The following is a 12402-nucleotide window of genomic DNA, read 5'->3' on the forward strand; positions in this document are numbered from 1 at the left end:
CGTGGACGGCAACTACGTCGTGACGGGTGAGTCGGCCGGCGGCTGGATCCGGGTCGAGCTCGGCGGTGACGGCCGGCTGTGGGACCTGGTGCTCGACCCCCGGGTGACCTCGCTGCACACGGAACAACTGCGGGACGGGCTGGTCGCGGCCTTCCGCGACGCGCAGGACGGTCTCTCGTCGACCGGCGAGGAGTTCGCCCGGCAGGCGAGTGAGGACTTCGCCCAGGAGGTCGCGGACGCGTCGGCGACGGCCGAGCGGCGGTTCGCCGAACTGTCCACGGCGCTGTACGACATCACTCGGAAGGCGGGACGGCCGTGGTGAGCGTACGACTGCATCTCGATCCGGCGGCAATCGCCGCAGCCGGAAGCACCCTGGCCGGGGTCGCGCAGCGGATGGCCGCGGACGTCGCCGAACTCGAGTCCACGGTGGCCGGACCCGGGAACCCGTGGGGGGACGACGAGAGCGGGAGCGCGTTCGCCGTCGCCTACCAGGCCGTCCTCGGGCATGCACTCGGTGCGCTCGGGTCGTACGTCCAGCAGATGGGTGACGCGGCGCTGAGCCTGACCCTGCAGGCCCGCGCGGTGGAGTCCGCCGACGCGGAGGCCGCCGCGTCCCTGCGATCGGCGCCTGCCCTGCCGTTCGGTGCGGCGCCGGCCCCGCTTTCCGCCGAGTCTGCTGCGCCTTCTGCCGCGCCTGCCTCGCTTTCCGCCGCGCCTCCTGACGGGTTCGGGGCCGGGACATGACCATCAAGCTGCCCGTCGAGCTCACCGAGCCGCTCGGCTGGGTCGGCCTCACCTGGCCGCAGAGCGACGAGGACCAGCTCGAAGCCGCCGGGCGGGCCTGGATCGACCACGGCGCCCGGCTGCGCCTGCACCTCGCCGATGCCGACACGGCCGCCCGCCGGGTGTGGATGGAGAACGAGGGCGCCTCCGTCGAAGCCTTCGAACAATGGTGGAACGGCGCCGACGGGCCCGGCCGGCGCCTCACCGACGCGGCCACCGCGGTCGAGCTGATCGGCGCCGGTCTGATCGCCATGGCCGGCGTCACCGTCGCCCTGAAGACCGCCTGGATCGCCCAGCTCACGATCCTGTCGTTCCAGGTCGGACAAGCCGTGGCGACCGCGTTCGTGACCGCCGGAGCGACCCTCGCCGAGATCCCCGTCTTCGTCGCCGCCACCCGGCTCGCCTGCCGCGAGATCATCCACCGATCACTGCAGATGGTGGAGGGTGAGATCGCGCAGATGTTCACCCGTGCGGCGGACCTGCTGCAGAACGCCGGCACCGCCGCGCTCGCACACAACGCCGGCCAACTGGCCCGGCATTTCGGGCAGAACTCCGAATTCCATCGGCTGATGCGCGACGTCGAACGCGCCGACGTCCGCAGCCCCGTCAACGGCGCCAACTTCTACTCCGGGCGGGCCGGTGACGGGACGCCGATGCGGGTATACGCGGAGAAGTACACGGACGGCATCACGTCGGTGACACTGGAGAAGACACCGGGTGGGGCGGCCTTCGACGGGATGCGGCTCTTCGAGGACGGATCACCCGTACGGCAGACACACGCCCGGGACATCTGGAGCCGGCTCTCCGAACGGTACGCCGCCAGCGCCGCCGGAGAGGTGACGGCCTGGGCGCACAACCCGCGGGCCGACGGCATCTGGAACGCGGTCGAACGGCGGGCTCTGTTCGAGAACCCGGCGACGACCCGGCTCACGACGATCGACCCGACCGGGGGGTGAGATTGATGGCGGTACACGACATACGGAGCCAGGCGGCGCGCACCGACACCGGTGTGCTGCTGCGGACCGTCGACCGGGAGACCATGCGGGTCGAATACGAGGGACACGTCATGCACGTGCCGGTGGATCGGGGGCTGCACGCGTACGGGTTCTACCTGCCGCCGTCACCCACCTGGGACGACTCGTCGTCGATCTCGGCAGGTGACCTGACCGTGGTGAAGGCGGCCATTGTGGAGATCCAGCGGCACTGGGGGTTCGGGGTGGACTTCCACGTCCTGGAAGTCGATTAGTGTCGCGGGTGTTCGGTCGAGGTGCTGGTTCGGTCAAGGGTGTTGGTTCGATCGAGGATGCTGGTTCGATCGAGGGTGCTGGTTCGGTCGAGGGTTCTGGTTCGGTCGAGGGTTCTGGGAGGCGGGGTCGTGGTGGCGTCGGACGGGAGTCGGCCGGGATCGGGTGGGGTTGGCGGGCTCAGGAGCGGTCGCTTCCGGAGCCGGCGGGCGCGGCTGTTTCTGGCGCTCGCGGGGGGGATTATGGGGTTGTTGTGCTTGGGCGGGGCAGGCATCTTCTTCATCCTGTACGACGACGCCACCAAAGTTGAGAGGACTGAACCAGCAGCGGTTGTAGACAACTTCCTCGGTGCCTATTTCGTAGACCGGAACGACGAGGATGCGAATCTCTATGTCTGCTCTTCAGGAAGATCATTAGAAGCGATAGAAGAATTCAGGCGCGAACTTGTTGATAGGGAGTCTGCAACCGGCGGTTCTGTGGCCGTCGGGTGGAGAGACCTGGTGATCGATGACCCCGGCGATGGATCCAAGGCAGCACGAGTGACGCTAACCGTGGATGGAATGGTCAACAATCAACCGGTGAGCAACAGTGAGCACTATTGGGAGCTTCGGCTTGTTGACAGTGACGGCTGGAGAGTCTGCGGAGCAACCAAGGTCTCGTGACTTATTCGATCCAGAGAAGATGTGCCGGAACCTCTAAGGTCCTGGGGGTTCGTCCGTCCCAGCCCCATCGGTACCAGTCCAGCTCCTCAGCAACCCGAGCACAGACCTCGCCGTTCTCGCTGGTGTAGAGCTCGGTGACCGCCCGAAGATCGCGCTGTTCGCCACCGTCCTCAAGAAGGCGCGCGACGCGACGACCGGCGAGGAAGTCTGCCTCACTGGCGACGACCGGTGCCCGCCGGGGCGGTTCGTCGAGCGATACGAGTTGCGCCTCGGCGGGACGGCTGGACGGCGTCGTGCCGGCCACCCCCAGTTCCTCCACCCAGACCCGGTCGACCGGGACCAGGGCGGCGAAGACCTCGGTCTGCTCGGCCTCGGCCCGATACCACTCCGACTCGGTCATCACCGGGACGTAGGTGCGGCTGCCCTGCACCACCTTCTCGTCGGCGCGCAGGTCACCCCGCCAGCCGAGTCCCGGCGACCCGATGACCACCCGCCGGCCGCGCAGGGTGCCGCCCATGGTCGCGGGCGTGGGTATCACCGGGCGGGGCGCTTCCAGGGCCCATCCCGAGTTCATCGCGAAGGGGTCCGGGAACGTGCCGCCGCTCATCCCTCACCGCCCAGCGGTGCCCCCTGCTCGCGCATGAACCGCACCGGGTCGATGGCGCCGGCGCTCGACCGGTCGTTGTTGAGATGCACCTCGAAGTGGAGGTGCGGTCCGGAGGAGTTGCCGCTCGAACCCACCCGGCCGATGATGTCACCGGCCGCGACCTGCTGGTTCTCTCGCACGAAGGGCCGCTGCACCAGGTGACAGTAACGCGTCATGACGTTGCCCGCGTGCAGGATCTCGACCATCCAGCCACAGCCGCCCTTGCCGGGGTAGCCGTCCACATTGCAGCTCTTGCGGCCCCTGAAGTCCTCGTCGCACTTGACCATCGATACGATGCCGCTCGCCGCCGCGGCGATCGGCAGGTACTTGTCGACGCTGATGTCCACGCCGTAATGATTCGGGCGCTCAGGGGTACGGAATCCGGAGCCCACACCGGCACGCAACGGCACCGTCCAGCCGGAGGCGGCGATCTGGCCGTTGGCCGCGCACACCATGGTCACCGAGCTGCCGGCCGCGGCAGCCGCACCGTCGGCGAGCAGGTTCACAATCTGGGTGGCGAGCGGTTCGTGCTTGGCGTAGGCATCCGGGTAAGCACTGATCTGCACGGCCTGGGCCGCCCGGGTCAGCGACATGGTCTCCCAGCCTTCGACCGTCTTCAGCTTGTTGTAGAACTTGGTGCTGGAGTAGACCGGGTCGCGTACCTGCTGCGGCGTGCCCCAACCGGAGCTGGGCCGCTGCTGGAAGAGGCCTTGCGAGTCGTGGTCGTTGCGGGCGCCGAGGTGGCCGAGGTTGACGAGCCGCGACTCCTGCATCGCGGTGGCCACCGCGATGACCCAGGCCCGTGGTGGCATCTGCAGATCAGCGCCCACGTTGATGATGGTCGCCGCGTTGCGGATCTGGTTGGCACCGTACGGCCGGATCCGCGGCAACTTCGAGTCGGGATCCACGGGGCCGCCCCGTCCACAGCCGATGGCGGCGTTCAGGTTGCTCGGCTGGTCGTCGCCGCTCCCACCGAGCAGGAGAACAGTCACGCTTCCGCCGCAGCAGAGCAGGGTGAGCGTCACGACCAGGGAGATCAGCAGGACTATCTTGCGCGGTCGCGGAACTCTCACGCCGGCTCCCAGTCGATGCCGTCGACAAGCCAGTACCCCTCCGGTGCGACGAGCCGCAGGCTCAGCTTGCCGGAGTCCATGGTCACTGTCGCGTTCACCATCGTCTCGTTGACCGCTACCAGGCTGGGCCGGCCGATCACCCGCTCGGCCGGCACCCCGGCCGGATCCACGCCGCGAAGTTGATTCGAGAGATCCTTGGTGGAGTTCGGGAGGAGGCGGTCGCGCCACTTCTTGGCACCGACCGACTCGTGATCCACCCAGGCCGAGGCGAACGCGTAGGCCACCTGTTCCGGCTGTGCCCGCCCGGGACTGGTCCTCGGCGTCGGCGGCGGCTCGGTGGAGACCACGCTGTCGTCCTCGGCCGGGTCGGCGCTGATGGCGGGCGCGGGACTGCCGCCGCTCAGCGAAGCCGAGGGATTGTCCCCGTCGGAGAAGAGACGCCCGATGCCTACCACCGCGAGGACGACGGCGAGAAGCACAATTGCCACCCCCCATCGGGACCGGAAGATCCCGGTGAGGGAGCGTTCGATCAGGCCGGCCATACCGCTCTCACCGAGCCTCGGAACGTATCCGCGGCGTAGCCGGCTCCTGAGTCGTCGAACCCGTCTCCGGCCGGTAGATGGCGTACGACGTGGGCCGCTCCGCAACCTCCGGCTCGGTCCAGTCCGAGTTGCCGCGAGCGCGGGTAGGGGCGGGCGAGTTCTTCGGCGTCGACTTGTCCGCGACATTGTCGTCACGCACGCTCTCATTGCCATCGGGGCGCGTCGCAACGGCGGTGCTGGTCACGGTACTGCTGCCGACAGTCTCACTCCGAGTCGCGGCCGAGTGCGCCGGATCCTCAAGCCGAGCCTCCGGGCGCATGTTCCGCTGCTCGACATAGAGAAGCCGACCATCCTTACCCATAGTCGGCTCGCGAGTTCCGCCGCCTTCGGCGACCTCAAGCTTGGCTGCCTCCCGCACGTCGCGGAAGAAGCGACGGTGCCACGATCCAGCTGAAGCGATAGCGCCGGCGCTGTCCTTACCGCCAAGTTGAGTGATGCGCCGATAGGGCCTGAGTAAAAGCCATCCGACTACGCCGCACAGCCACACAAGTACCACCTGCAGCCAACCGGGAAGGCTCGCAGTGTTCATGATTAGGTCAACGGCGAACAAATAGATCGCTGCACCGGTTCCGAAGATGGCAATGTTGAAAACTGCTGCTACTACGGCATTCCCTAGTCGTCGGATTCCCGCACTAGCAGGCCGCAGCAATCCTACGGTGCCCAAGATGGGCGCAGCGATGACCGCCCACCGGAAAATCAAGAATCCCAGCAGCACGAGCAGGGACGCTGTTAGATCAAACATGGCGAACATCACGGAGGCTAGGACGGCGATGAAGCCTGCGCCGATTCGGTCCATGCCGTTGATTCCCTGCAGGTACTCATACGCCTCGGGATCTTCCGTCTTGATCTGCTCGGCGACACGCTCCCATTGCGCCTTCTTGCGGTTAAGGGTGCCTTCGCGAGTCTCTGGGCTCTGACGGATCCTCTCAACCTCGTCCCAGGTTAGGGATCGAGCGTCGTAAAGGGCGCGGCCGTATCGCTGAGCAGTTGTGCTGTCGGCCGAACCTAGAAGCCCTCGTAGCCAGTTCCGATAGAGCATCGTTTCGGTGGCGGTGTCACTTGCTCTAACCGCAGGCGGCCTATTGTCGTCGCAGGCGCCGGGCGTGGGGTCAGGGCACTGCTCAGCTGGAATATCGCTGGCCCGTGGGCCTACCGCGTTGTGGACAGCGCTTAGGCTTGTTACTAGAGTCTGGTCCGCGATATTGGCAGATTTTACTGGCCACGCGGCGATCGCTGTGACGCCAACCATCACAAGCAGTGCCCAGCCCACGGTAGTGGTCGCGGCGCCCATATCTGCTTGCTGTGACCGCCAGATGAGATAAATTCCAATGATGGCAAGTGTGATGACGCCGAATACTGTGAAGACCTTCTCGTAAACGGCGGTTGTGGCTTGCTCGACGAGATTATCGGCCCAGCCCCACAGAGTCTCAGGACTCCAAGCGCGCTCCCGTAGCGCGTTGGAGGCGCCGATGATGGCCGTGGCGATCATGAACTCGCCATTCGCAATAGTCGTTTCAACTTTGAATTCAGGGTCTATCAAAGTTGAAGCGCAGCCACTTTCCAAGTCGTAAGTTGTATAGTTGTAACCGGCATATCCGTATCGGCTGTAGATTCCCTGCGGTCCGGACTCGTTGGACGATTCAGGTCGTTCCGTAAACCAGCCTGCTACCCCAGAGTCCGGCGTGCTCGGTGTAGGAGGTAGGAGGCACTGTGCGCGATCGGAGGTTACTTCAGTCAAACGGTTCACACACGCTGAGAAGTTGTTCTGCCACTCCTCAGTGCTGCAGGCTCCGCCTGGCGCCTTTGCCGGCGCGGCCAACGCCCCCTGCGGCGCGGCCACGGCCCACGCTATTGATGCCACCGCGACGACAATCATGGCCGTTACCAGCGCCAAGCCCCGCCGCACCATCTCAAACCTCCAGGTCGGACGGGAGCGGAACCACAGGTGTCGGCGCCGAACCCGGTGTCGTATCCAGATGTTCAAGCAGGCCTTCGACGTAGGACACGTCGACTCGGACCTTTTGGACCCGCCCGTCCACGTCGCGCATCACGAATTCGCGGAAGCCGAGACGGTTCTGGGACGAGGTGTCCACCTGGGAGAGGGAGGCGAGCGTTGCCTCGTACCCGTCGTGGACCGGCACCCGCAGGAGGCGCAGTGCTTCGGAGGCGATCTCCTGGTCTTCGGCGATGCGGCCGACGAAGACGGTGGAGACGAGGTTCTGGACGTCGAGCCCGAGGATGTCGCGCGGGTTCTGGGAGGCGACGAGGGCGGCGAGGTTCCATTTGCGGGAGTCGCGGGCGAGCCGGACCAGGAAGGAGCGGCCGGAGCGCCAGCCTTCCATGAAGTGGGCCTCGTCGAGGCCGACCATTTTGCGTGACGACATCGAGCCGCCGTAGCAGCGGCGGACCGCGAGCCGGTGTGCGGTGTGCAGCATCGGCAGCGCGAGGGACTCCTCGGCGGACCAGTACTCCCGTTCGATCTTCAGGTCGGGGAGTCGCAGGCCGGCCATGGTGATCACGGTGAGGGCCGCGTCGGCGCCGAGCAGGTGGGGTGGCGGGTGGCCGAAGAAGAGCAGCGCGAGCGGCATCTCGGCGGTGTCGAGGAGCAGGTTCGCGAGTTCTTTGCCCTCGTCGTCGTCGAGGGCCTGCAAGGTGCGCACGACGTCGTCGAGGGTCGAGGTCTCCTCCGCCGGCACCTGCCGGACCGCGTGCCGCAGCAGGGTCGCGGTGGACGCCTCCTTGGCGACCTGGGGCGGCACCAGCATCGAGCAGATGTCCTGCACGAGCATCCGGCGTTCGGCCCGCGCGTTGGAGACCGCGATCTCGAACTCGCGGTCGCCGGAGGGGCCGGTCGGGAACTCGGACCGGATCGGGGTCGGGATCAGCGCGTACGGCGCCAGCGTCCCCTGCTCGGAACCGGTCAGGTTGAGCACCCGGCTGTAGGGCCGCAGTTCCGGCATCTGGCAGAGCCGGGCGAGCGGGCCGGACGGGTCGAGCAGGGTGACCTGGACACCGCGGCGGGCGTTCAGGTAGCCGAGCGCACCCATCAGGGTCGACTTGCCACCACCGGGTTCGGCCACGAAGACGCCGAGGCCGGAGCGTTCCCGGACCTCCATCGGGAAGTGCAGGTCGAGGAAGACGGGTCGCCGGCAGGTCCCCGCGGTTCGCCCGATCAGGTCGCCCCGGCGGTCACCGACCGTGGACGCGGCCTGCGGCAGGGCCGCCGCGAGCAGCTTGACCGGCATGCGCCGGACGTACCCGGTGTTGGCGATGGGTTCGCCCGGGATGAACTCGCGGGCCAACTGGTCCTGCCCCTTGGGGTGCTGCAGCGAGATCCGCAGTTCCCGGGAGTAGAGCTGGATCAGCCGCCGGGCCCGTTCCAGGCATTCCTCGCGGGTGGCGCCGCTCACCGCGAGCCGGTGCCAGCCGTGTGCCCGAGCCGACTCGACGGGCAGGCCGGTCGTCATCTCGTCACCGATGACCAGGGCCCGCTTGGCGAGCCGTTCCAGCTCGGGCGGTGCGTCGATGCCGTGCTCGGCGTAGTCCAGCTGCTGCGAGCGGATCATGCGGAGCCGGTGTTCGAGGTTCTTGAACGAGCTGTTCGACCCGAGGATGTCGATCCGGGAGGAGAGCTCCATCGGCCAGGGCAGCCGCTCGTGGAAGTGCATCCACGGCTCGTGCCGTTCCGGGATCTCCAGCGGTTCCATCCGGCCGACGGAGAGGACGGCGACGTGCCGTTCCTCGCCGGACATCCGGTTGACCAGCTTGACCGTCGAACCGTACGGCGTCCGGTAGCGCTCCACCTGCTCGGTGAGCGCGAGCAGGTCGCCGGTCTCCCAGTGGCCGTTGGTGACCGGGGAGAGCAACCCGGGCGGCGCCATGCCGAGCGCGACCGACCGGTAGAGCAGCCACTCCAGTTCCTGCGGCGTGACCCGGCGCCCGCGCATGCCGAACGCGTTGAGCACCTCGTCGAACTGCTCGACGGTCCGGCCGAGTTTGCGCCGTTCCCCGTCGGACGTGCCCTTGCCGAACATCCGCAGGATGCGCTCGGAGAAGGTGTCGCCCAGGGAGCGGCGGGCGAACGTGACCCCGAGGTACGTCTGTCCTTCGGCGTGGTTGACCGAGAGGAGGTGCCGTTGTGCCGCGACCAGGTGATCGGACCACGAGGTGGCGCCGTGCACGTCGGGCAGCGGTTTGGCGGTGAACGAGTCGACCGTGCGGGCCCACTCGTCGGCCGGGAAGGGCCGGGTGGTGCGGCGCAGGTGAAGCCGGAACCCGGCGAGGCCGGCGTACTGCTCGGAGATGGCGCTGAGCAGCGCCTCACGTTCCGCGTCGGGCCGGAACGCCCAGCGGACCTCGGGCAGGAAGTACCACGCCGTCACGGTGCTCTGTGTGAAGGTCAGGTGGCCGGCGATCTCGCTGATCGCGAGCTCCATGGCCGGGTCGCGGTCGCTGAACTTCAGCTTCTGCGGGCGCAGCGCGGCGGCCTTGGCCTCTTTCGGCTTCTTGACCGGTTTCGCCGGCCGGTCACGCTTCGCGGGCGCCTTCTCGGGGCGCCGGGCGGGGGCCTTCTCCGGCACGGGTACGGGCAGCGCGCTCGCCGCCGGCGCCGGAGCGGAGGCGCCGTTCTGCCACAGCGGCGCGGCCGGCAACGACGGCTCCGCGAGGGGCGGCCGGGCGGCGGCCGGTGACGGGCCGGTGGGCGCGGCGACCGGGGAAGAGGTGGCCGGGAAAGGGGTGGCCGGTGCGGCGGCGGCCGGGGTTGCTCCGGGCGTGGGCCAGTTGTCGAACTCGCTGAAGTCGAACTCGTCCGGCATCGGTTCGACGGGTGTCGCCTGCTCCGGCCGGAAGGGCTGCGCGACCGGCTCAGGCTCGGCGAAGTAGTCGGGCTCGGGTCCGACCGGTGCCCGGGTGAACGGCGCACCGCCCCACCCCGGCGACTCCTCGATCACCGGCGCGTCCACGATCGTTGGTTCCACGACCGGCGGCGCGGAGGCGGCAGCGGGCGTGGCGGCCGGCGGCGCGGAGGCAGGAAGCGGCGTGACAGCGGGCGGCGCGGAGGTGGGTGCGGCCGGCCCCGGCATGGGCACGGGCGGTGCGGAGGTGGGCGCCGGTGCCGAGCGGGCGGCCGGCGGGGTCACCGGTGCCGGCGGGGCAACCGGAGACGTACGCCGGTCGTTGAACCCGAAGCCACGGTCCGGACCGGTTTCCACCGGGTTCGCATGAACATCACTCGGACGGGTACTGCTGCCACGCGCCGGAGTGGCTGTCCCCCCGAACAGGTCGAGGAAAGGGGAGTCGATGTCCATGGTGGTGTCGGCGTTGTTGCCGCGTGGGCGGACCGGCTGCGGCGCCTGGAAGACACCCACCCCGCCGTGCCCCGGCGCGGTGACTAGTTCTTCCGAGTTTTCCAGCGAATCAGGCGAGGAGTAGCTGTCCGAACGCACACCGTTACTCTGCCTGTCCGCTGACGAGGCGTCCGCGCGGGGATGCCCGTGCGGAGGGGTTCCGGTCATGCGCGAACCCCGGCAGTGCGAGCGGTGGCCGGTAGATCACTGACAATCCAACTGGTCATACCAACTCCTCCCGGACGCGGATGCGAGTGGCGACAAGTCTGGGATCGCGTTGCTCCACGGCGGACTCGCGAGTGCGGCGCCAGTCGGTGAGCGCGGTGCGGATGACGACGCGGGCCGGTCGGTCCGGGTCGACATGCCGGAACACGTACGACGTGGTGACCATGGCCAGGGCGATCTCCCAGGCCGGGAACGGGTCGAAGTCGAGCGTGATCAGGTAGTGGAGGAACATGAAGAGCGGCACCAGCACGACGAACATGCCGTACTGCGCGTACGGCAGGTGCACGGGCAGCGTGTATCCGGGCGGGCCCAGATAGACCAGGCGGGCCCGGTAGATGTCGTCGTCGGTCCGGAGCCGCATCTCAGTTGAAGATCAGGTCGATGATCGACTCGCCGACGAAGAAGAGCGTGGCCGCACCGGCGATGAACGCCAGGCCCACGATCGCGATCGCCGAGCTGGTGAGGACCTTCGAGATCTCGCCGCGGCTGGCCCGGCCGATGAAGATCACGCCGAGCACCGCCAGCAGGATCGGTGCGATGTTGCTCGCGAAGAAAGTGACGATGCCTTCGGTGTTGATGCTGCCTGCTGGTGCCGCCAGGACGGCGAGTTCAGTGGCGATCATCGGTAAACCTCCCCGTGTCCGCTGGGGGTCGGACACGCTGCAGTGGTGAAGCCGTACGGCAACGCCCATATGGTGCTACCTCAGACCCACCACGTCGAGTGAGTCGTTCGGGCACTGCCATGCTCGTCTGCTCTCTTCGGTCACTTCATGATGCCCAGTTCCGAAGAGTACGGCTCGTACTTGCGAGCAACAAGCGCCCGTTTCGTTACCCAAGGTGAAGGAGCGCGTGAATTTCAGTCACGTGGCATCGTACACCTGTTCGAAACACTGCTGCCCCGTACCCTTTCCTCGTGCCGACTCCGCCACTGGACGCGCAGCTCACGGGCGTTGAACTGCTCCGCCGGGATCACCCGGTCGTGATGGGCGTCCTCAACGTCACGCCGGACTCCTTCTCTGACGGAGGGAGATACACGGACATCGACGCCGCGGTTCACCATGGCGTGTGCCTTTTTCACCAAGGCGCCCATGTCATCGACGTGGGCGGGGAGTCGACGAGGCCCGGCGCGGAGCGGGTGGAGGCGCGAACCGAGATCGCCCGGGTGGTTCCGGTGATCGAGCGCTTGTTCGCCCAGGGCGTACCCGTCAGCATCGACACCACGCGCGCCGCGGTCGCCGAGGCGGCCCTCCAGGCCGGCGCCGTGTTGATCAATGACGTCTCGGGCGGGCTCGCCGACCCGGGGATGGCCTCGGTCGCCGCCGCCGCCGGCTGTCCCTGGATCCTGATGCACTGGCGCGGTCACTCCCGCGACATGCAGAAGCTCGCGGTCTACCGCGACGTGGTGACCGAGGTCCGCGACGAGCTGCGGGCCCGCGCCGACGACGCGATCGCCGCCGGCGTCGACCCGAGCCGGATCATCCTCGACCCGGGTCTCGGTTTCGCCAAGCTCGCCGAGCACAACTGGGCCCTCAGCGCCCGTCTCGACGCCCTGACCGCCCTCGGCTTCCCGGTGCTCTTCGCGGCGAGCCGCAAGACCTACCTGGGCCGTCTCCTGGCCGCGCCGGACGGCACTCCGCGCCCGGTCGGCGAGCGCGAGGCGGCCACCCTCGCCACCTCTCTACTGGCGGTCGCCGCCGGCGCCTGGGGGGTCCGGGTCCACGAGGTGGGCGCGACCGCTGACGCACTCGCGGTCTGGCGCGCCACCGGCTCTCCGAGATTCAGGGGTACGCCTTGACGGCCGCCCCACGACCGCGACCAC

At 68.0% G+C, this 12402-nt stretch carries 13 protein-coding genes; 6 read left to right on the plus strand and 7 right to left on the minus strand.

Annotation, left to right across the window (positions count from 1 at the left end):
- Window position 1 precedes the first annotated feature (1 nt).
- The 5 genes from LPA41_RS01545 (at window position 2) to LPA41_RS01565 (ending at window position 2689) form a co-directional block, all read left to right on the plus strand.
- Window positions 2-322: a YbaB/EbfC family nucleoid-associated protein gene (locus LPA41_RS01545; RefSeq protein WP_229067763.1), complete on the plus strand. Its 321-nt coding sequence runs from the start codon at window positions 2-4 to the stop codon at window positions 320-322.
- Window positions 319-744 carry a hypothetical protein gene (locus tag LPA41_RS01550; protein WP_229067764.1) on the plus strand — a complete coding sequence of 142 codons (426 nt, stop codon included), beginning with the start codon at window positions 319-321 and terminating at the stop codon, window positions 742-744. Before LPA41_RS01545 ends, LPA41_RS01550 begins: the two co-directional genes overlap by 4 nt.
- Entirely contained in the window at window positions 741-1739 is a 999-nt protein-coding gene (locus LPA41_RS01555; RefSeq protein WP_229067765.1) for a hypothetical protein, read from the plus strand. Before LPA41_RS01550 ends, LPA41_RS01555 begins: the two co-directional genes overlap by 4 nt.
- Window positions 1740-1744: 5 nt before the next feature.
- Window positions 1745-2029 (plus strand): hypothetical protein, encoded by a 285-nt coding sequence (locus LPA41_RS01560; RefSeq protein ID WP_229067766.1) that lies wholly within the window; start codon window positions 1745-1747, stop codon window positions 2027-2029.
- A gap of 129 nt (window positions 2030-2158) precedes the next feature.
- Window positions 2159-2689: a hypothetical protein gene (locus LPA41_RS01565; RefSeq protein WP_229067767.1), complete on the plus strand. Its 531-nt coding sequence runs from the start codon at window positions 2159-2161 to the stop codon at window positions 2687-2689.
- Between the two features lies 1 nt (window position 2690).
- Here the strand turns inward: LPA41_RS01565 and LPA41_RS01570 are convergent, their stop codons facing one another.
- The 7 genes from LPA41_RS01570 to LPA41_RS01600 all read right to left on the minus strand — a co-directional run bounded on the left by LPA41_RS01570 (window position 2691) and on the right by LPA41_RS01600 (window position 11206).
- Window positions 2691-3296 carry a hypothetical protein gene (locus tag LPA41_RS01570; protein ID WP_229067768.1) on the minus strand — a complete coding sequence of 202 codons (606 nt, stop codon included), beginning with the start codon at window positions 3294-3296 and terminating at the stop codon, window positions 2691-2693.
- Window positions 3293-4408, minus strand: a complete 1116-nt coding sequence (locus tag LPA41_RS01575; RefSeq protein WP_229067769.1) for a M23 family metallopeptidase — start codon at window positions 4406-4408, stop codon at window positions 3293-3295. Before LPA41_RS01575 ends, LPA41_RS01570 begins: the two co-directional genes overlap by 4 nt.
- A complete protein-coding gene (locus LPA41_RS01580; RefSeq protein ID WP_229067770.1) occupies window positions 4405-4896 on the minus strand; it encodes a hypothetical protein in 492 nt (163 codons plus the stop codon). Before LPA41_RS01580 ends, LPA41_RS01575 begins: the two co-directional genes overlap by 4 nt.
- Window positions 4897-4957: 61 nt before the next feature.
- Window positions 4958-6919, minus strand: a complete 1962-nt coding sequence (locus LPA41_RS01585; RefSeq protein WP_229067771.1) for an MFS transporter — start codon at window positions 6917-6919, stop codon at window positions 4958-4960.
- 1 nt (window position 6920) lies between these two features.
- Window positions 6921-10526, minus strand: coding sequence for an ATP-binding protein (locus tag LPA41_RS01590; RefSeq protein ID WP_255689021.1), 3606 nt, complete (start codon window positions 10524-10526; stop codon window positions 6921-6923).
- 55 nt (window positions 10527-10581) lie between these two features.
- On the minus strand, window positions 10582-10944 hold the full coding sequence (locus LPA41_RS01595) for a hypothetical protein (protein WP_229067773.1): 363 nt from the start codon (window positions 10942-10944) through the stop codon (window positions 10582-10584).
- Between the two features lies 1 nt (window position 10945).
- Complete coding sequence (locus tag LPA41_RS01600) at window positions 10946-11206, minus strand: hypothetical protein (RefSeq protein ID WP_229067774.1); 261 nt, start codon at window positions 11204-11206, stop codon at window positions 10946-10948.
- Between the two features lie 359 nt (window positions 11207-11565).
- Here LPA41_RS01600 and folP point away from each other — a divergent pair, with 359 nt between their 5' ends.
- Window positions 11566-12378, plus strand: coding sequence for a dihydropteroate synthase (gene folP, locus LPA41_RS01605; protein WP_229068092.1), 813 nt, complete (start codon window positions 11566-11568; stop codon window positions 12376-12378).
- The last annotated feature ends 24 nt before the right edge of the window (window positions 12379-12402 follow it).

This window comes from Actinoplanes sp. DH11 (genome assembly GCF_020873875.1).
Classification (GTDB): domain Bacteria; phylum Actinomycetota; class Actinomycetes; order Mycobacteriales; family Micromonosporaceae; genus Actinoplanes.

What these genes read in the sequence shown, in the direction of transcription:
- LPA41_RS01595 (WP_229067773.1), bottom strand. Translation starts at nt 10,944, where the DNA reads ATGCGGCTCCGGACCGACGACGACATCTACCGGGCCCGCCTGGTCTAT.
- LPA41_RS01590 (WP_255689021.1), bottom strand. Translation starts at nt 10,526, where the DNA reads ATGACCGGAACCCCTCCGCACGGGCATCCCCGCGCGGACGCCTCGTCA.
- LPA41_RS01570 (WP_229067768.1), bottom strand. Translation starts at nt 3,296, where the DNA reads ATGAGCGGCGGCACGTTCCCGGACCCCTTCGCGATGAACTCGGGATGG.
- LPA41_RS01555 (WP_229067765.1), top strand. Translation starts at nt 741, where the DNA reads ATGACCATCAAGCTGCCCGTCGAGCTCACCGAGCCGCTCGGCTGGGTC.
- LPA41_RS01600 (WP_229067774.1), bottom strand. Translation starts at nt 11,206, where the DNA reads ATGATCGCCACTGAACTCGCCGTCCTGGCGGCACCAGCAGGCAGCATC.
- folP (WP_229068092.1), top strand. Translation starts at nt 11,566, where the DNA reads ATGGGCGTCCTCAACGTCACGCCGGACTCCTTCTCTGACGGAGGGAGA.
- LPA41_RS01585 (WP_229067771.1), bottom strand. Translation starts at nt 6,919, where the DNA reads ATGGTGCGGCGGGGCTTGGCGCTGGTAACGGCCATGATTGTCGTCGCG.
- LPA41_RS01560 (WP_229067766.1), top strand. Translation starts at nt 1,745, where the DNA reads ATGGCGGTACACGACATACGGAGCCAGGCGGCGCGCACCGACACCGGT.